We start from the raw sequence: 17,334 nt of genomic DNA, 5'->3' as shown, positions 1-17,334 counted from the left end.
CGATGAAGCAGCAGGGGGCAAGGGTGCGCACGATGGTGCGTGCCCTGGGCCTGGCAATTGCATTGGCATTGCCGGGCGTGGTGATGGCGGCCGAGCCGGTCGCCGCGGCAGCGGCTGACGTCGCCACCGCGCCGGGCATGAGCATGGTCACCTTCAACCTGCATCATGACCGCGAAGACTGGCCGAGCCGGCGCCGCACCATCCTGGCCGAGCTCAAGCGCCTGCAGCCGGATGCGGTTGCCCTGCAGGAGGTGATCCAGCGCCGCAACGTGCGCAACCAGGCGCAATGGCTGGCCAGCCAACTCGGCTACAGGTATGTGTTCGTGTCCACCGATCCGGTGGGTGCACCGAAGCGCTACGGCAATGCGCTGCTGACCCGGCGGCCGATCCTCGCCCAGGGGGACCATCTGCTGCAGCCGTTGGACGACTACCGCACTGTCGCTCACCTGCGCATCGACGTCGACGGCGCGCCGGTGAACGTCTACGCCACGCATCTGAACGAGCGCAGTGACGAGAGTGGGCAGCGCATCCGTCGCAGCCAGGTCGAGGACCTGCTGCGCTTCATCAGCGCGACGTCGGCGGGCGCACCGGTGGTGATCGCTGGCGACTTCAATGCACTGGTGGATGCAGGCGACCTGAGCGAGCTGCGCAGCCACTACGGCGACAGCTACGGCAGCGTGCACGTGAACACCGACCTTGCCGGGGTCAGTACGCTCAACCGCCACTATTACCAAGCGCCCTCCCGGATCGACCACATCTTCTTCCAGCAGGACGAGTTGGTTGCGCGCGAGGCGAAGCTCCTGTTCGACCAGCCCGACGACAGCGGTCGCTGGGCCTCGGACCATTACGGCGTGTGGACCCGCCTGCAGTTCGCGCCGAAACCCTGACGGAGCGCGCTTCGGTAGGCGCCAACCCTGGTTGGCACGGACGAGTCCGCGTGTACTCAATCAACGGCGCCAACCAAGGTTGGCCTCTACCAAAGCAGTGACCCTGCGCGGGTTGTGCCCTGGTGGGTGCCAACCTTGGTTGGCACGGACGTGTCCGCGTGCACTCAATCAACGGCGCCAACCAAGGTTGGCTTCTACCAAAGCGAAGCCAGCGCCAAACGCACAAACAGAAACGGCGGGGATCATTGATCCCCGCCGTTTCGTTTTCACGCGATCAAAGAGCGATCAGTTCGCCGGCGGCGTGCGCTTGGCGGCCTCTTCGTCTTCTTCGTCGGCCTTGGCTTCCGCAGCCTGGGCCGCCGCGTCGGCATGGCCATCGGCCACCGGGTCGATCGACGGCGTCAGCACCGCTTCGGTGACCGGGGCGGCGGCCTCGGTCGGCGCGGCTTCCACCGCGACCGGAGCGACCGGCTGTTCGGCGACCACGACGGGCTCCACGACCGGCTTCGCTTCAACCACCGGAGCAACCTCAACGGCCACCGGCGGCTGGGCTTCGACTACCGGAGCGGCTTCAACGATCTCCGGCTTCGATTCCACGACCGGCGCGGCCTCGACCGCCACCGGCTTGGCTTCGATCACAGGAGCGGCGTCAACCACCGGGGTTGCTTCAACCACGACCGGCTTTGCTTCGATGACCGGCGCAGCAGCGTCCAGCGCCGGAGCGACGTCGGCGACCGGTGCGGCAACGGCCACCGGCTGTGCCGGGGTAGCTGCGTCGATGGCATCGAGCATGCTGGTCTGCACCGGCGAGGACGCGGCTTCGGTCTTCGCCGCAGCTGCGACCGGGGCCTGCACTTCAGCCACGACCGGGGCGGCGGCTTCGACCACGGCGCTGCTCACCACCGCGACCGGCGCGGCGACAACGGCGGCGGCAGCACGGGCCGGCTTCTCGGCGTCGACAGCGGCGGGTTCGACTTCGTCATCGAAGTCGAACTCCGGCTGCGAACGGGCCGGCTGCGCAGCAGCGACCGGCGCAGTGCCGGCAGCGCTGTCGATGTTCGGCTCGGCGCCGTCGGCGTCATCTCCGTCATCACCCTCGTCCTGGTCATCACCCAGAGCGTCGCTGCCGGCGGCGTTCTCGGCGCCACCACGACGACGACGACGGCCACCACGACGGCCACGACGACGGCGGGTCGCGCCTTCGCCGGCCTGCTCGCCATTGGCGTCGGTTGCAGCCTCTTCACCATCAACCGCAACCACCTCGGTCGCGCTGGCAGTATTGGCAGCTGCGTCGACCGGTGCGGCCGCTTCCGCCGGAGCGGTGGCCACCGGAGCCACCGGTGCGGTCGCTTCCTGCGCGGTCACGCCATTGGCGGCGACGGTCGTAGCGGCCACGGCTGCCGCTGCGGTCATGGCTTCAGCAGTGGCCTCGGCGGCGTTGCGCTGCGGCTTCTCGGCCGGCTTGTCACCGTCCTGCTGCTGCGGACGCGGCTGCTTGGGCTGCTTCAGCTTCGGCTGCTGCTGGTTCTGGTTCTGGTTCTGACCCTGCTGCTCGTTGCGCGGCTTGTTCTGCTGCTGCGGCTGCTGCTGGCCATCCTTCTGCTGCGGCTCCTTCTGCTTGCCCTGCTGCGGCTGCTGCTGGGCATTGCCGTTGTTGCCGTTGCGGCCGTCCTTGCGCTGCTCACCGCGGTCCTTGCGGTTGCCGCCGTCCTTCTGCTGCTGCGCGTTGCCGTTGCCGCCGTTGCCGCGATTGTCGTCGCGACGGTCCTTGCGGTCCTTGTTGCGATCCTTGTTGCGGTCCTTGCGGCCGCCGTCCTGCTGCTGGCGTGCAGCCGGGGCTGCCGGCGCCGGCGCGGGCGCCGGTTCGCCACCGAACACGCGCTTGAGCCAACCGATCACGCCGCCCGCCGGGGCCGGCGCAACAGGCGTTGCAGCGACCGGAGCCGGGGCCGCTGCGGCCGGCTCCACTTCCTCGCGCACCGGGGCGGGGGAGGTGTGCTTGACCTGGGTCACCGCCGGCGGCGGGATGTTCAGCTGGCCCTTGGTCAGGGCGTGCACCGGCAGCTTGCGCGGGGTGCCGCGCTGGTAGCTGGGCTTGTTGCTCTCTTCACCCAGCTCGTTTTCGCGCAGGCGGGTCACGGTGTAGTGCGGGGTGTGCAGCTGCTCGTCGGCGACGATCACGATCGGCGCCTCGTGGCGCTGTTCGATCTCGCGCAGGGCGCTGCGCTTCTCGTTCAGCAGGTAATTGGCGATCTCCACCGGGGCCTGCACCAGCACCTGCCCGGTGTTCTCCTTCATCGCATGCTCTTCGGCGACGCGGATGATCGACAGCGACAGCGACTCGACGCTGCGCATGCGGCCGTGGCCGTCGCAACGCGGGCAGACGATCTGGCTGGACTCGCCCAGGCTCGGGCGCAGGCGCTGGCGGCTCATTTCCAGCAGGCCGAAGCGCGAGATGCGGCCGACCTGCACGCGCGCGCGGTCGTACTTCAGCGCGTTGGCGAGGCGGTTCTCGACTTCGCGCTGGTGCTTGTTGGAGGCCATGTCGATGAAGTCGATCACCACCAGGCCGCCCAGGTCACGCAGGCGCAGCTGGCGGGCCACTTCCTCGGCCGCTTCCAGGTTGGTCTGGAACGCGGTGTCCTCGATGTCGCTGCCCTTGGTGGCGCGCGAGGAGTTCACGTCGACCGCGGTCAGCGCTTCGGTCTGGTCGACCACGATCGAGCCGCCCGACGGCAGGCGCACGTTGCGCTCGTAGGCACCTTCGATCTGCGATTCGATCTGGAAGCGGTTGAACAGCGGGATGTCGTCCTTGTAGTGCTTGAGCTTGCGCAGGGTCTGCGGCATCACCTGCTGCATGAATTCGCGGGCGTGCTCGTACATCTCCTCGGTGTCCACCAGGATCTCGCCGATGTCGGCGCGCAGGTAGTCACGCAGGGCGCGCACGATCAGGCGCGATTCCTGGTAGATCAGGAACGGGGCCGGCTTGCTCAGCGCGGCCTCGGCGATGGCGCGCCAGACATTGAGCAGGTAGTCCAGGTCCCACTGCAGCTCTTCCGCATCGCGGCCGACGCCGGCGGTACGGATGATCACGCCCATGTCATCAGGGATGTTCAGCTTGTCCAGGGCGTCCTTCAGGGCGGCACGGTCTTCGCCCTCGATGCGACGGGAGACGCCGCCGGCGCTGGGCGAGTTCGGCATCAGCACCATGTAGCGGCCGGCCAGCGAGATGAACGTGGTCAGGGCGGCGCCCTTGTTGCCACGCTCTTCCTTGTCGACCTGGACGACGATCTCCTGGCCTTCCTTCAGCAGCTCGCGGATGCCGGCCTTGTTGTGGTCGACACCGGCCTGGAAGTAGTCGCGGGAGATTTCCTTCAGCGGCAGGAAGCCATGGCGGCCACCACCGTATTCGACGAAGGCCGCTTCCAGCGAGGGCTCGATGCGGAAGATCCGGCCCTTGTAGATGTTGGACTTCTTCTGTTCCTTCGACGGCTGTTCGATGTCGATGTCATACAACGACTGGCCATCCACGATGGCAACACGCAGCTCTTCAGCCTGCGTGGCGTTGATCAGCATTCGCTTCATTGTTGCGTTCCTCGCAAGCGGCTACCGCGCGGAACGCCATGGGGTTTCGCCTCTGGACACGGTTCGCCGCCCATTCGCGCAAGCGCGGGGAGGGCGGCTTGGGTTTCCAGCGCTACGACACCACGGCAGGCCGCGGGAGCGCTTCACTCTTATGGGTTTTGGGGTGTTACAGGCCGCAGGCAGCTGTCAGCCAGGCTGGAGCGCCACGCGGGACATGTTCAGCACGGTTGCGTGTCAGGCATCCGGCGATGGCCGGGAAGGCCGGTGAGCCGCTAACATGGCCGCCCCGCGGGCGGTGGTCGCGCACTGTGCCGGATTCGTCGGAAGCTGGGCTTCTGGCCCTGAGTAACTTCCAACGAAATCAATCCCTTATCTCGCCCCCCGAGTGTAACAGAATAAACAGCCTGATGACCGCCCAAGACCCGACCAAACCCGCTGGCGACAAGCCTTCCGTGCGCATGATCACCGTTCCCGCCGACCGCGCCGGCCAGCGCCTGGACAACTTCCTGCTCGGCCAGCTGAAGGGGGCCCCGCGCAGCCTGGTCTACAAGCTGGTGCGCAGCGGCCAGGTACGGGTGAATGGCGGCCGTGCCAAGGCCGAACGCAAGCTGGAGGCGGGTGATGAGGTGCGTGTGCCGCCGGTCCGTCTCAGTGAAGAGGGAGACAAGGCCGGTCCTCCGGAAGCGTTCATGCGCCGTCTGGAGCAGGCCATCGTCTTCGAGGACGCCCGCCTGCTGGCCCTGAACAAGCCCACCGGCGTGGCCAGCCACGGCGGCAGTGGCATCAGCTTCGGTGCCATCGAGACCTTGCGCGCGCTGCGCCCGGGGCAGACGCTGGAGCTGGTCCACCGGCTGGATCGTGACACCTCGGGCCTGCTGATCGTGGCCAAGAAGCGCTCGGCGCTGAGCGAGCTGCAGGCCCTGCTGCGTGAAGACCACGGTGCCGGCATCCGCAAGCGCTACCTGACCTTGCTGGCCGGGCGCATGCCTGACGGCGTGATGACGGTCGATGCGCCGCTGCATGTCGGCCTGCGCCAGGGCGGCGAGCGCCATGTGCAGGTCAACGCGATCGGCAAGGAATCGATCAGCCACTTCCGGGTACTGGAACGCCGCGGCGGCCATTCCTACTGCGAGGTGCGCATCGAGACCGGCCGCACCCACCAGATCCGCGTGCATGCCCAGCACCTGGGTCATCCGGTGGCCGGTGACGACAAATACGGCGATCCAGCGGTCAACAAGCGGCTTCGTGAGCAGATCGGGCTGAAACGCCTGTTCCTGCACGCGGCCTCGCTGGAGTTCGCACTGGACGACGGCAAGAGCCCGTATGTGCTGAACGCGCCGCTGGCCGATGAGCTGGTGGAAGCGTTGGACCGCCTGCGCTGACGGCAGTTCGGCGGCGCCGGGCGCTTGGTCGGCGCCGTCGCTTCCCTGCGATGAGTGGCCTTGTCACTTTCTTTGCTCGTGCAAAGAAAGTAACCAAAGAAACACGCCGCCATCCGCGAGCCGGCGCTGCGCGCCGGTACCCTGCGCTCCTCGGTCCGCCGAGGGGCGGCGCGGAACTCGCTGCGCTCAGACACCCGCGCCTCTTCGCCCTCGCCGGACCTGCGGTGCTCGGCTCGCTACAAGGCGGACCTGACAGCCGCAGCGTAGACCCATACCCGCACGCAGCCCTTGTAGAGTCGAGCCACGCTCGACTCACGCGCGCAGCGCGGGCTTCGCTTTTTCATTCTTTCATCGCGCGGCTGGCACGCCTATAGCCTGTCAGAGGCCGGGCGAGGTGGGTTTGCGGGGGTGTAAGCGCCATGGATGGCGCGCCCAAGCCCCCAAGGATGGGTTTACGGCGTCCCCCGCAAACCCACCTCGCCCGGCCCAACCCGGAATGTCGCTCCGCCAGCCGCGAGGGGGCTCAGCCCGTTGGCCGCAACCCCTTCACCACTTGAACAGCACCAGGCTGATCGCCAGCGTGCCCATGCCGGCCACCAGCCCATACACCGTTTCGTGGCCCTTGGCATAACGCTTGGCCGCAGGCAGCAGCTCGTCCAGCGCCAGGAACACCATCACGCCGGCGATCAGTCCGAACACCCAGCCGAACGTGGCGTGCGACAGCGATCCTGACAGCAGCCAGTAGCCCAGCGCGGCGCCCACCGGCTCGGCCAGGCCGGACAGCAGGCTGGCACTGAACGCATAGAACTTGTTCTGGGTGGCGAAGTACACCGGCACCGCGATCGCGATGCCCTCGGGAATGTTGTGGATGGCGATGGCGAAGGCCAGCGGCATGCCCACCGACGGGCTTTCCAGCGTAGCGAAGAAGGTCGCCAGCCCTTCCGGGAAGTTGTGCGCGGTGATCGCGACCGAGGTCAGCAGCGCGACCCGTTTCAGGTACTCGCGGCTGTTCTCGCGGAACGCAGGGTCCTGCTTGTCCAGGCTGTCATGCGGGTTGGGAATGAAGTGATCGATCAGCACGATCACGATCACGCCCAGCAGGAACGCCAGGGTGCCGTAGGTGAAGCCTGTGCGCTCGCCATAGGCCAGGGCGAACGATGCGATGGACTTGTTGAGGATTTCCGACAGCGACACGTAGACCATCGCGCCCCCAGCGAAGGCCAGGCCGAACGCCAGCAGGCGCGGATTGGGGCGGCGCGAGAACAGCACCAGCAGGCTGCCGATGGCGGTGGCGAGGCCGGCCGCAAGGGTGACCGCCAGCGCGATCCAGATGTTTTCGGGGGGAATCTGCAGCATGTACCGACGCGGTCCTGGTCAACAGACAGCCGCCCCGGGCAAGGCCGGGGCGGCGGGGGCGAGGCGGGCGTCGGCTGGCCTCGTCGGGGCGCGGGCGATCAGCCGCCGCGGCGCAGGCGTTCTTCGATGGCGAAGCACTGGTCCGGCTTCGGCTGCGGCGGGTTGAAGCTGACCGGCACCTGGATGGTGGCCGGTACCGGCTGGCCGTTGCGGGTGGCGGCATTGAACTGCCAGCCCTGCACGGCGGTCTTGGCCAGTTCGTCCAGCTGCGGGTTGCCGGCGCCGGTGAGCAGCGCAACCTCGCTCGGCTTGCCGTCGGTGCCGATGGTCACCTTGAAGGTGCTGGTGCCGCCTACACCCATGCAGGCCAGTTCGAGCGGGTACTGCGGCGGCGGCGTCTTCACCGCGGCCACTTCGGTCGGCGGCGGCGGCGGTGGTGCCGGCGGTTCCGACGTGCCGCAGCCGGCCAGGCCGGTCGCAGCGATCAGGGACAGGCTCAGCAAACGTACGTTCATGGCAGTTGCTCCGTCAGGGCCGAAGTCTTTGCAGCGCAGATGAAGTCGTTCTCGCTCAGGCCGCCCACGTCGTGGGTGGAAAAGCGCACGACCGCGCGGTCGTAGTGCACGCCCAGGTCCGGATGGTGGTCCTCGTGGTGGGCAACCCAGGCCAGCGCGTTCACGAAGGCCATGGTGGCGTAGTAATCCTTGAAGCGGAAGGTGCGCGTCAGGGCCTGTCCGCCCTCGCTCAGCTCCCAGCCGGGAATCTGCGGCAACAGTTCGGCCAGGCGGGCCTCGCCGAGCTTGTGGTCGCTGCCTTTGCGCGGCACGCAACGGGCCTGGGCCAGTGGAATCAGGTCGGCCATGGGAATCTCCACCTCGTGTTGACTGAACAATGCGCCGGACGGTGTATAAACCGAATGAGCGGCTGACGCTTACTTGGCTAGAATAGCCTGATGATCCAGATCTCCGACACTGCCCAGACCCATTTCCGCAAGCTGATCGAACGCGAGGGCGTGCCCGGCATGGGCGTGCGCCTCAGTGCGGTCGATCCTGGCACTCCGCGCGCCGACGCCCGGCTGGAGTTCGCCGAGCCGGCCGACCTGCTCGGTGACGAGTGGGCGGTGGACTGCGATGGCTTCACCCTGTATGTCGACGCCAGCAGCGTCGGCTGGCTCGATGGCGCCGAGATCGACATCGTCGCCGGCAGTGCCGGTACCCAGCAGCTGACCATCAAGGCGCCGCGCATCAAGGGCGAAGCACCCGGCGATGCCGCCTCGCTGGTCGAGCGCGTGCACTGGGTGGTGGAGAACGAAATCAATCCGCAGCTGGCCTCGCATGGCGGCAAGGTGGCCGTGCAGGAAGTCTCGGCCGAAGGCGTGGTGCTGCTGCGCTTCGGTGGTGGCTGCCAGGGCTGCGGCATGGCCGACGTGACCCTCAAGCAGGGCATTGAAAAGACCCTGATGGGCCGCGTGCCGGGCGTGACCGCCGTGCGCGACGCAACCGACCACGACAGTGGCCACGCGCCGTACATCCCTCGCGGCAACGCCGCCTGACCGCTGACGCGTGCCTCTGACCCGGGCCGAGCAATTCATCGACCTGCTGCTGGCCCGCCAGCAGCCCAGGGCCGTCCTCGAGAAAACCACGCGCCTGCCGTATGGCTGGGCGTTGTGGCTGCGCTCGCTCGGTCCGTTGCCGCGGCCGCTGCACGCCAGCGAGTTGATCGCGGTGCTGCTGCCGCGTCCGCTGCCAGGTCCGCCCGGGCAGATGCCCCGGTTGTCGCCCTGGCAAGCGCTGCGCCGTCTGTTCTGGCAGGACTGGGATGCTGCGCCGCGCGACCAGCGCTGGATGCGCTGGATCTCGGCATTGGCCAGTGCGCTGCTGCATCTGCTGTTCTTCATGCTGCTGCTATGGGTGGCAGTGATCCGCACCACGGCACCGGAAGAAGAAGGTGCCGAGGGCGAGCGCGTGCAGGTGGAGTTCGTCGGTCGCGCCACCCAGGAGGGCGGCGGCGATCAGCCAGGTGCCGACGCGGCGGCTGCACCGCCGGGCCAGGTTGCAGCTGGCCAGAACGCAGGGACCGCAACGGCGCCTGAGCCGCGTCCGGCGTCCGCGTCGGCAGCTGCATCCGCTCCCGCTCCGGCTGCAACGGCCAGCGTGCCACTGCCGCCCGCCGAATCCGAGCCGGCGCCGGTCGCGGCACCGCCACCGTCACCGGTGCAGGCCACCGAAGTAGCTGAGGCCAGTACGGATTTCGTGGTGCCGCCGGTCAGCGTGCCGCGCACCGAGGTCAGCATCGTGCCGCGTGACACCACACCCGCGGTGCGCGAGCGCAGCGTGCAGCCGGTGCAGGCGCCGCCAACCCGAACCGCACTGCGTGCGCCGGAGATCGCGGTGCGGACGCCGCAGTTGCGTGACATCCCGGTGCAGGAGCGCGAAGTCAGTACGGTCGATGCACCGACGGTGTCGCAGCCGCTGCGCACGGCCGATGTACAGGTCCGTGTGCCGCAGCGCGACGTGCAGGTGCGCGAGCGCGAAGTGCAGGCCGTGGTCGATCCGCAGGTACGGATGGCTGCCGTGGCCGGGCGTGAGCCGACCGTGCGTGCGCCGGCGGGCCGTGACCTGCAGGTGCGGGAGCGCGAAGTCGCGTTGGCACCTGCGGCGGCTTCTTCAACGTCCAGCGGCAGCGCGCCAGCGGCGACGGCGACTGCGACGCCTGCGGTCAGCAGCAGTGCGAGCCAGGCCAACAGCAGCACGCCACGGCCGTCCGCTTCCAGCACGACACCGGCCCAGGCCGGCGCGCGTCCGGCTCCCAACCCGGGCAACTGGGCTACGCCCGCCAAGGGCGACGACTGGGGCGCGTCGAGCCGCAACCACGACGGCGTCAGCAAGGGCGCAAGCCAGGCCAGTGCCGCCGGCAAGGGCAATGGCCTGTTCAATGCCGATGGCAGTGTGCGCGTGCCGGGGCAGGAGGGTGACGGGCACGCCGAGCGTGGTGCCCCCGGTGGCGCCAACGATGGCTGGAGCAAGGAGCGCATCGCGCAGTCCGGCACCTGGTTGAAGCGGCCGCCGTACGACTACACGCCGACCTCGTTCGACAAGTACTGGGTGCCGCAGGAATCACTGCTGGCCGAATGGGTGCGCAAGGGCATCAAGTCGATGGAGATTCCGTTGCCGGGCACCGGTACGAAGATCTCCTGTGTGATCTCGATCCTGCAGGCCGGTGGTGGCTGTGGCCTCACCAATCCGAACATGCAGGACCAGCCGGCCGTGGCACGGCCGCCGCCGGACATTCCGTTCAAGAAAGAGCTGCAGGAAGATAACGGCAGCCGCTAGGCAAGGCGCGCGCCCCACGCTGGCCGGCTCGCGCTTGGGTAGGTGCCAACCTTGGTTGGCACAAAAGCGCCGACCAAGGTCGGCATCTACCAAGGCACCAGCGCATGCCGACCTGGGCAGCGACCTTACGCGCTCTGCGACAGGAACACCCAGAACGGCACATCGCGGCCGACCCAGTCGCGGCTGGCTTCATCCATCACATCCAGCAGGGAGTCGAAGTCCTTCTGGGTGGCGGCACGCAGTGCATCCACGTCGGCCAGGAACAGCGCGTAGCCGTTGGCCGGCAGCCATTGCAGGTCTCGCAGGTTGTCCGACAGCGCATCCCAGTTGCCGCCGAAGCCCGCCGGAAAATCCAGCTGCGCCGCCAGCCGCGCCAGCAGGGTGCGCTTGTCGGCCACGCCTTCCAGATCGATGCGGATCACCTTCAGCCCGGCATCGCGCATCGCGGCGGCCAATGCGCTGATGTCGTCGCTGTCGATGGCGTAGACGCCAGCGTTGTTGATGTCATGCAGGCCGAGGCCGAAATCGTCATGGCTCATCACTGCGCTCCCTGGGCCGGTACGGTGAAGCTGCGGAATGATTCGTAGTGGTCGTCGGTGTAGTACCACGCCTCGGCCGGATCACCGCCGGTGACGATGCGGCGCGCGCCACGGGTGCGTGCGCCGGGGGTGTCCACGGTGTATTCGCGGTAGTAGCCACGCGGGCGCTGCGGCAGCTGCTGTTCGCGGTTGCCGAAGGTGCTGCCGTCCTGGCGGTGCGGGAACGGCCCGCCGCGCTGGATCAGGGCGATCGTCTGCCGGGCTTCGGCGGGCAGGAAGGCGGGCAGGCCGTGGTCATTGCCTGCACCGGGTGCGGCCGGCGCACGCGCGTCGGGTGTGCCCTGCAGGTCCGGTGCGAACTGCGGCGCCGGTGGACGCTGCATGAAATGGTTGACGACCAGGCCGAGCAGCAGCAGGGCGATGGCGGTGAGCAGCAGCCGGGGGTTGCGCATGGGCAGGGGGCGGGCAGAGGTGGTGGCAGGCACTGTAGCGCTCCTGCGCTGCACGGTGCATGAGGAGCGTGGTGCGTCACCGGTGCGTAACAATTGCCGTCGTGCTCACTGGCAGGACGCAATTTCCTTTACATCCCCCTTGGTAATCTGGTGGTCTGTCCCCATCATTCACCGCGCAACGCCCGACACCGTCGGGTGCCCTCGCAATCAGGAGATGCATCATGGCCTACACCCTGCCCAAGCTGTCCTACGCCTACGACGCGCTGGAACCGCATATCGATGCGGCGACGATGGAAATCCATCACACCAAGCATCACCAGACCTACATCAACAACGTCAACGCGGCGCTGGAAGGCACCGAGTACGCTGACCTGCCGGTCGAAGAGCTGGTGAAGAAGCTCAAGTCGCTGCCGGAGAACCTGCAGGGCCCGGTGCGCAACAACGGTGGCGGCCATGCCAACCACTCGCTGTTCTGGACCGTGATGGCTCCGAATGCGGGCGGCAACCCGGTGGGCGACGTGGCCAAGGCCATCGACAAGGACCTGGGCGGCTTCGACAAGTTCAAGGATGCCTTCACCAAGGCTGCGCTGACCCGTTTCGGCAGCGGCTGGGCGTGGCTGAGCGTGACCCCGGACAAGAAGGTCGTGGTCGAAAGCACCGGCAACCAGGACAGCCCGCTGATGGAAGGCAACACCCCCATCCTCGGCCTGGACGTGTGGGAACACGCGTACTACCTGAAGTACCAGAACCGTCGTCCGGAATACATCGGCGCGTTCTTCAACGTCATCGACTGGAACGAAGTCGAGCGCCGTTACCAGGAAGCGATCGCCTGATCGCGTTAACGGAATGAACAGAAAAGGCCGGGGGAGACCCCGGCCTTTTTGTTTTCCGCATTGGTCGTGCCGGCCGCTGGCCGGCAGCCCTGGAATGCCGGCCAGCGGCCGGCACTACCTATTCGGTTGTAGCCGGCACACCCTGCAACCGCAGCGTGGCCATCACGCCCAGGCGCAGGCCAGGCAGGTCGCCGTCGGCCGGCAGCAGGATCGGCTGCTGGCGGATACCGCCGAAGTGCTTGACCTGGAACAGCACGTCCAGGCCGTGACCACTGGCGCCACCGCCACTGGCCGCAGGCGGCTCCGGGCGACCGCCAGGATTGCGCCGGGCCGGCTGGAAGCCAGGGGTACTGCGTACCAGTTCCACGGTGTTGGCGGAGAAATCACCAGCGATCAGGCTGGGCATGCCCTCGGCGGTGGCGCCGATCCAGGTCATCAGGTCGCTGGTCTGATGCTGGCGGGCGGTGGCCTCGTCCGGGTCCGGGCGCAGCCGTGCCACATAGATGTTGACCAGTGCCTCGCCCAGCTTCAGCCGCATCATGCCGGCGGCGCTGAAGGTGCCGGGTGGGTGCAGCAGGGTCACGCCGTCCTCGCTGACCGGCAGCCGGGTCAGCATCGCGTTGCCATGCCGCAACGGCTGGCTGGGCGGGTCGGCGGTAACGAAGTCGCAGCTGTAGCGCAGCCGGCTGGCCAGCCAGCAGGCCGGGTTGCGGCCCTGCTGCTGCAGCACCTGCTGCACGGAGATCACGTCCGGCTGCAGCTCGGTGAGCAGCTGTGCGACCTGCTCGCGGCGCAACTTCCACTGCGCATCATCGCGGCTGGGCAGCTCCAGCGCGGCCACGGTCAGCTGGCGGGGCTCGCTTTCGCTGGCCGTCGTGGTCGGTGCCTGTGGCCGCGCCTGTGCCTGCAGCGCCATCAGCAGCACTAGGCAACTGAGCAGGAGACGGGCGGGGGCGAGGGGGCGCATAACGATAAGTTTACGCTTTTGTCGTGCAGGTGCCGTGACTTCCGGCACGGCCAACACTGCCTGCCATGGATTGGCACCGTTGTCATGCAGCCCTGCAGCGTGCTTCGCAAGCCCTGCTTCCGGTAACCTTGCGCCTTTCGCTTTGCAGGATTGCCTTACAGGATGAGCCACGACGCAGTTGCCCCCATCGCCGGCCAGGGAAAGATGCCGCGCCAGATCCCGTACATCATCGGCAATGAGGCCTGCGAGCGGTTCAGTTTCTACGGGATGCGCAACATCCTGGTGCAGTTCCTGATCACCTCGCTGCTGCTGCAGGAAATCACTGCAGAGGGCCGTGCCGGTGAAGCCAAGGACATCATGCACAGCTTCATGATCGGCGTGTACTTCTTCCCGCTGCTCGGTGGCTGGCTGGCCGACAGGTTCTTTGGCAAGTACCACACCATCCTCTGGTTCAGCCTGGTCTACTGTGCCGGCCATCTGTGCCTGGCGCTGTTCGAGAACAGCCGCGAGGGCTTCTTCCTCGGCCTGGGCCTGATCGCGCTCGGTGCCGGTGGCATCAAGCCGCTGGTGGCCTCGTTCATGGGCGACCAGTTCGACCAGAGCAACAAGCACCTGGCCAAGATCGTTTTCGACGCCTTTTACTGGATCATCAACTTCGGCTCGCTGTTCGCCTCGCTGCTGATCCCGCTGGCGCTGAAGAACTGGGGGCCCCAGTGGGCGTTCGGTATTCCGGGCATCCTGATGTTCGTGGCCACCTTCGTGTTCTGGCTGGGCCGCAAGCGCTACGTGCTGGTGCCGCTGCCGCCGAAGGATCCGCATTCGTTCGCCAACGTGGTGCGTACCGCGCTGACCGCGCGCGTGGCTGGCCAGGGCCGTCCGGGCCTGGTGATCGCCGCGCTCGGCCTGGTGCTGGCAGTGGCCTCGTTCTGCCTGGTCGGCTCACTGGGCATCGTCATCTGTCTGTGCCTGGCGCTGGTGTCGATCCTGGCGGGCATCGGCGGTGGCACCTGGCTGCAGCTCGATCGCGCGCGTGGCCATCATCCGGCCGAAGCCGTTGAGGGGGTGCGTTCGGTGCTGCGCGTGCTGGTGATCTTCGCGTTGACCACGCCGTTCTTCTCGCTGTTCGACCAGAAGGCCTCGACCTGGGTTCTGCAGGGCCAGCAGATGCAGATGCCGAGCTGGTTCACCGCCTCGCAGATGCAGGCATTGAACCCGCTGCTGGTGATGATCCTGATTCCGTTCAACAACCTGGTGCTGTACCCGGCCCTGCGCCGCTTCGGCTTCGAGCCGACCGCGCTGCGCCGCATGACCGCCGGCATCGCGTTCAGCGGCCTGGCCTGGATCGTGGTAGGCGGCATCCAGGTGGTGATGGACGGCGGCAACGCCATGTCGATCTTCTGGCAGATGCTGCCGTACGCGCTGCTGACCTTCGGTGAGGTACTGGTCTCGGCCACCGGCCTGGAGTTCGCCTACAGCCAGGCGCCGCAGGCGATGAAGGGCGTGGTGATGAGCTTCTGGAACCTGACCACCACCATCGGCAACCTGTGGGTGCTGCTGTCCAACGCTGCCGTGCGCAACGACGCGGTGACCCACAAGATCGCCAGTACGGGCCTGAGCGAAGCGGCATTCCTGATGTTCTTCTTCGCCGGTTTCGCCTTCGTCGCGGCGTTGGCCTTCGGTTGGTATGCGAAACGCTATCGTATGGTCGACAACTACCGTAGCGCCTGAGCCTGACATGACCCCCGTCAATCTGCTGTTGATCGCCATCACCGCCATCCTGTCGTGGATGGCGTTCAACAACCGCAAGCTGGCCGACCGCCTGATCCTGTGGCCGCCGGCCATCGACCGCCACCGCCAGTACGACCGGCTGGTGACCTATGGCTTCATCCACGCCGACTGGTCGCACCTGATCTTCAACATGATCACCCTGTTCTTCTTCGGGGGATTCATCGAGAGCGTTATGGTGCAGCTGACCGGCAGCTACCTGACCTACCCGGCGTTCTACATCGGTGCGCTGCTGGTCTCGATCCTGCCCAGCTACCTGAAGAACCAGAAGAACCCGAACTACCTCAGCCTCGGCGCGTCCGGGGCGGTGTCGGCGGTGCTGTTCGCCTTCATCCTGATCAAGCCGTGGTCGATCATCCTGGTGTTCTTCATCCCGGCACCGGCGATTGTCTATGCCGCGTTCTACGTTGGCTACAGCATCTGGATGGACAAGCGCGGTGGTGATCGCATCAACCACAGCGCGCACCTGGCCGGTGCAGCGTTCGGCGTGATCTTCATGCTGGCCATGCAGCCGAGCATCTTCAACCACTTCCTGCGCGAGCTTTCCAACCCGACCTTCCGCCTCGGCGGCGGTTGAAGCAGGCGACGGGGCGGACCGGTACCGATCCGCCCCGGCTGTTTCAGAGCGTGGGCTGCTGGCCGTAGGTATCCAGCAGGCGGGCGAACACTTCTTCGCCGATGCGCTGGAAATCCTGGTCCTGGGTCTGCCCTTCCACCGCCAGTTGCAGCAGGCCCTCCAGCAGGGCGCGGTCGGTATCTGAATGGGAATCGCTGGGGTGCATCGGAGCCTCCGCGGTGGTGCGCATGATCAACGGTCGCAAGGGCCGTGCCAGCCTGGCCGTACCCCTCCACAGGCGATAGCGGCCGCCAGCGCTCCAGCTTGAGGGTCGCAATCTGACGTGAATGGATCGGACTTGCCCCTGTTCAGGCTTCACGCGATCATGGCGCCCGGCTGCGCACCATCCACGCAGTCGCCGCAGGAGACAGTTCCATGGCTTCGGTCACGCCCCCCGGTCTGGCCTACGAGGTCGAACACGACCTGGCCAACCATCGCTTCACCGCCCGTGTGCGCGGACAGCTGGCGGTGCTGGATTACCAGATCAAGCGCAGGCGCATGGTCATCACGCATACCGAGGTCCCCGAGCCGATCGCCGGCCGTGGCATCGCCGGTGAGCTGACCCGTGTGGCGCTGCGTTTTGCCCGTGAGCAGAAGTACAAGGTGGTGCCGGCGTGTTCCTACGCAGAGGCCTTCCTGCAGCGGCATGAGGAGTACCACGACCTGCTCGTTGGCTGAATGCCAGCGGGCCACGCTTCAGCCATGGCAGGCGATGATGTACAAACATGAACAGGGGATCCCGATGAAGATTGGAAACAACCGGCCATTGCACGGCGGCGTGCTGGCCGGCGTGGTGGGCGTGCTGTTGCTGGCCGGTTGCCAGCGTGAAAGCGAGCCGGCACCGGCGACCGACGCGGCCCCCGCCGCCGAGGCCACCGCCGCAGGCGAAACGCCGGCCACGGAAGCGCCGCTGGACCTGCGCGATGTGATCGAGAACAACGAGCGCGAAGTGGTGGGCATCAGCTATCCGGCCGGCATCGACCGCTACCCGGGCCTGGCGCGCGCGCTGCAGGACTATGCCACCAGCGCGCGCAGCGACCTGCAGCAGGCGCTGGACGGGCTTGGCAACGACAAGCCGACCATGCCTTACGAGCTGTCGCTGAGTTTCGAGAAACTGCTGGAAACACCGCAGCTGGTGGTGGTCAGTGCCGATGGCAGCCGTTACACCGGTGGCGCCCACGGTGAACCGCTGGTCGCGCGCTTCGTATGGCTGCCGGTGCAGCAGCAGATGCTCAGTGCCGACAAGCTGGTGGCCGATGCGAAGGGCTGGAAGGCGATCAGTGATTTCGTCGCCGACCAGCTGCGCGAACGCGTGGCCACCCGCCTCAGTGGCGAGGACATGGACCCGGCCCAGCTGCAGGAATCGCTGCGCAACGCATCGCGCATGATCGCCGACGGTACCGGCCCGCAGGCCGACAATTTCAGCCAGTTCCAGCCGCTGACCGACGACAAGGGGCAGATCACCGCGCTGCGCTTTGTTTTCCCGCCGTACCAGGTGGGTCCATACTCGGACGGCACCCAGACCGCCGATGTTCCGGCGGCGGTGTTGTTGCCGCACGTGGCCAAGGACTACGTGGAGCTGTTCGCACGCGGTTGACCG

General features: G+C 67.2%; 17 protein-coding genes. 9 read left to right on the top strand and 8 right to left on the bottom strand.

Annotation, left to right across the window (positions count from 1 at the left end):
* Window positions 1-2 precede the first annotated feature (2 nt).
* Window positions 3-887, top strand: a complete 885-nt coding sequence (locus ACZK4H_RS14380; RefSeq protein WP_099551826.1) for an endonuclease/exonuclease/phosphatase family protein — start codon at window positions 3-5, stop codon at window positions 885-887.
* Between the two features lie 285 nt (window positions 888-1,172).
* Here ACZK4H_RS14380 and rne read toward each other — a convergent pair whose 3' ends face one another.
* Window positions 1,173-4,472 carry a ribonuclease E gene (gene rne, locus ACZK4H_RS14375; protein ID WP_099551825.1) on the bottom strand — a complete coding sequence of 1,100 codons (3,300 nt, stop codon included), beginning with the start codon at window positions 4,470-4,472 and terminating at the stop codon, window positions 1,173-1,175.
* A gap of 407 nt (window positions 4,473-4,879) precedes the next feature.
* Between rne and ACZK4H_RS14370 the strand changes: the two genes are divergently transcribed.
* On the top strand, window positions 4,880-5,854 hold the full coding sequence (locus tag ACZK4H_RS14370; protein WP_049433696.1) for an RluA family pseudouridine synthase: 975 nt from the start codon (window positions 4,880-4,882) through the stop codon (window positions 5,852-5,854).
* Between the two features lie 546 nt (window positions 5,855-6,400).
* Here ACZK4H_RS14370 and zupT read toward each other — a convergent pair.
* The 3 genes from zupT to ACZK4H_RS14355 form a co-directional block, all read right to left on the bottom strand.
* The gene (gene zupT, locus ACZK4H_RS14365) at window positions 6,401-7,210 is read right to left on the bottom strand and encodes a zinc transporter ZupT (RefSeq protein ID WP_010486740.1); all 810 of its coding nucleotides are present in this window, start codon (window positions 7,208-7,210) and stop codon (window positions 6,401-6,403) included.
* Window positions 7,211-7,308: 98 nt separating this feature from the next.
* A complete protein-coding gene (locus ACZK4H_RS14360; protein ID WP_014037814.1) occupies window positions 7,309-7,725 on the bottom strand; it encodes an energy transducer TonB in 417 nt (138 codons plus the stop codon).
* Window positions 7,722-8,072 carry a 4a-hydroxytetrahydrobiopterin dehydratase gene (locus tag ACZK4H_RS14355; protein ID WP_099551824.1) on the bottom strand — a complete coding sequence of 117 codons (351 nt, stop codon included), beginning with the start codon at window positions 8,070-8,072 and terminating at the stop codon, window positions 7,722-7,724. The genes ACZK4H_RS14360 and ACZK4H_RS14355 overlap by 4 nt, the downstream gene beginning before the upstream one ends.
* Before the next feature lie 90 nt (window positions 8,073-8,162).
* Here ACZK4H_RS14355 and ACZK4H_RS14350 point away from each other — a divergent pair, with 90 nt between their 5' ends.
* Entirely contained in the window at window positions 8,163-8,762 is a 600-nt protein-coding gene (locus ACZK4H_RS14350) for an NfuA family Fe-S biogenesis protein (RefSeq protein ID WP_049429107.1), read from the top strand.
* A 10-nt stretch (window positions 8,763-8,772) separates the two neighbouring features.
* Window positions 8,773-10,542 carry a hypothetical protein gene (locus ACZK4H_RS14345; RefSeq protein ID WP_099551823.1) on the top strand — a complete coding sequence of 590 codons (1,770 nt, stop codon included), beginning with the start codon at window positions 8,773-8,775 and terminating at the stop codon, window positions 10,540-10,542.
* A 125-nt stretch (window positions 10,543-10,667) separates the two neighbouring features.
* Here ACZK4H_RS14345 and ACZK4H_RS14340 read toward each other — a convergent pair whose 3' ends face one another.
* Window positions 10,668-11,081: a barstar family protein gene (locus tag ACZK4H_RS14340; RefSeq protein ID WP_099551822.1), complete on the bottom strand. Its 414-nt coding sequence runs from the start codon at window positions 11,079-11,081 to the stop codon at window positions 10,668-10,670.
* Window positions 11,081-11,533: a guanyl-specific ribonuclease gene (locus ACZK4H_RS14335; RefSeq protein ID WP_099551939.1), complete on the bottom strand. Its 453-nt coding sequence runs from the start codon at window positions 11,531-11,533 to the stop codon at window positions 11,081-11,083. Before ACZK4H_RS14335 ends, ACZK4H_RS14340 begins: the two co-directional genes overlap by 1 nt.
* 221 nt (window positions 11,534-11,754) lie before the next feature.
* On the opposite strand from ACZK4H_RS14335, the gene ACZK4H_RS14330 reads away from it, so the two are divergent.
* Window positions 11,755-12,366, top strand: a complete 612-nt coding sequence (locus ACZK4H_RS14330) for a superoxide dismutase (RefSeq protein ID WP_005410310.1) — start codon at window positions 11,755-11,757, stop codon at window positions 12,364-12,366.
* A 118-nt stretch (window positions 12,367-12,484) separates the two neighbouring features.
* Here the strand turns inward: ACZK4H_RS14330 and ACZK4H_RS14325 are convergent, their stop codons facing one another.
* Window positions 12,485-13,333: an endonuclease/exonuclease/phosphatase family protein gene (locus tag ACZK4H_RS14325; RefSeq protein WP_099551821.1), complete on the bottom strand. Its 849-nt coding sequence runs from the start codon at window positions 13,331-13,333 to the stop codon at window positions 12,485-12,487.
* A 162-nt stretch (window positions 13,334-13,495) separates the two neighbouring features.
* On the opposite strand from ACZK4H_RS14325, the gene ACZK4H_RS14320 reads away from it, so the two are divergent.
* Both ACZK4H_RS14320 and ACZK4H_RS14315 read left to right on the top strand, forming a co-directional pair.
* Window positions 13,496-15,061 carry a POT-type proton-dependent oligopeptide transporter gene (locus tag ACZK4H_RS14320; RefSeq protein WP_099551820.1) on the top strand — a complete coding sequence of 522 codons (1,566 nt, stop codon included), beginning with the start codon at window positions 13,496-13,498 and terminating at the stop codon, window positions 15,059-15,061.
* Between the two features lie 7 nt (window positions 15,062-15,068).
* A complete protein-coding gene (locus ACZK4H_RS14315) occupies window positions 15,069-15,695 on the top strand; it encodes a rhomboid family intramembrane serine protease (protein ID WP_057500143.1) in 627 nt (208 codons plus the stop codon).
* Window positions 15,696-15,738: 43 nt separating this feature from the next.
* Here the strand turns inward: ACZK4H_RS14315 and ACZK4H_RS14310 are convergent, their stop codons facing one another.
* Entirely contained in the window at window positions 15,739-15,900 is a 162-nt protein-coding gene (locus ACZK4H_RS14310; protein ID WP_165929939.1) for a hypothetical protein, read from the bottom strand.
* Between the two features lie 209 nt (window positions 15,901-16,109).
* Between ACZK4H_RS14310 and ACZK4H_RS14305 the strand changes: the two genes are divergently transcribed.
* On the top strand, window positions 16,110-16,412 hold the full coding sequence (locus ACZK4H_RS14305; RefSeq protein WP_006455911.1) for a GNAT family N-acetyltransferase: 303 nt from the start codon (window positions 16,110-16,112) through the stop codon (window positions 16,410-16,412).
* A 37-nt stretch (window positions 16,413-16,449) separates the two neighbouring features.
* Window positions 16,450-17,331, top strand: coding sequence for a DUF3298 and DUF4163 domain-containing protein (locus tag ACZK4H_RS14300; protein ID WP_099551818.1), 882 nt, complete (start codon window positions 16,450-16,452; stop codon window positions 17,329-17,331).
* Window positions 17,332-17,334: the final 3 nt, after the last annotated feature.

Source organism: Stenotrophomonas sp. 78350_Sma (assembly GCF_056482105.1).
The sequence above is the reverse complement of the archived record's forward strand: the minus strand, read 5'-3'. Positions and strand labels throughout refer to the sequence as shown.

Excerpts from the sequence above, each read along its gene's own strand:
- ACZK4H_RS14335 (WP_099551939.1), bottom strand. The coding sequence starts at position 11,533 with ATGCGCAACCCCCGGCTGCTGCTCACCGCCATCGCCCTGCTGCTGCTC.
- ACZK4H_RS14360 (WP_014037814.1), bottom strand. The coding sequence starts at position 7,725 with ATGAACGTACGTTTGCTGAGCCTGTCCCTGATCGCTGCGACCGGCCTG.
- ACZK4H_RS14320 (WP_099551820.1), top strand. The coding sequence starts at position 13,496 with ATGAGCCACGACGCAGTTGCCCCCATCGCCGGCCAGGGAAAGATGCCG.
- ACZK4H_RS14310 (WP_165929939.1), bottom strand. The coding sequence starts at position 15,900 with ATGCACCCCAGCGATTCCCATTCAGATACCGACCGCGCCCTGCTGGAG.
- zupT (WP_010486740.1), bottom strand. The coding sequence starts at position 7,210 with ATGCTGCAGATTCCCCCCGAAAACATCTGGATCGCGCTGGCGGTCACC.
- ACZK4H_RS14330 (WP_005410310.1), top strand. The coding sequence starts at position 11,755 with ATGGCCTACACCCTGCCCAAGCTGTCCTACGCCTACGACGCGCTGGAA.
- ACZK4H_RS14300 (WP_099551818.1), top strand. The coding sequence starts at position 16,450 with ATGTACAAACATGAACAGGGGATCCCGATGAAGATTGGAAACAACCGG.
- ACZK4H_RS14355 (WP_099551824.1), bottom strand. The coding sequence starts at position 8,072 with ATGGCCGACCTGATTCCACTGGCCCAGGCCCGTTGCGTGCCGCGCAAA.
- ACZK4H_RS14370 (WP_049433696.1), top strand. The coding sequence starts at position 4,880 with ATGACCGCCCAAGACCCGACCAAACCCGCTGGCGACAAGCCTTCCGTG.
- ACZK4H_RS14305 (WP_006455911.1), top strand. The coding sequence starts at position 16,110 with ATGGCTTCGGTCACGCCCCCCGGTCTGGCCTACGAGGTCGAACACGAC.
- ACZK4H_RS14340 (WP_099551822.1), bottom strand. The coding sequence starts at position 11,081 with ATGAGCCATGACGATTTCGGCCTCGGCCTGCATGACATCAACAACGCT.
- ACZK4H_RS14350 (WP_049429107.1), top strand. The coding sequence starts at position 8,163 with ATGATCCAGATCTCCGACACTGCCCAGACCCATTTCCGCAAGCTGATC.
- ACZK4H_RS14325 (WP_099551821.1), bottom strand. The coding sequence starts at position 13,333 with ATGCGCCCCCTCGCCCCCGCCCGTCTCCTGCTCAGTTGCCTAGTGCTG.
- ACZK4H_RS14315 (WP_057500143.1), top strand. The coding sequence starts at position 15,069 with ATGACCCCCGTCAATCTGCTGTTGATCGCCATCACCGCCATCCTGTCG.
- rne (WP_099551825.1), bottom strand. The coding sequence starts at position 4,472 with ATGAAGCGAATGCTGATCAACGCCACGCAGGCTGAAGAGCTGCGTGTT.
- ACZK4H_RS14380 (WP_099551826.1), top strand. The coding sequence starts at position 3 with ATGAAGCAGCAGGGGGCAAGGGTGCGCACGATGGTGCGTGCCCTGGGC.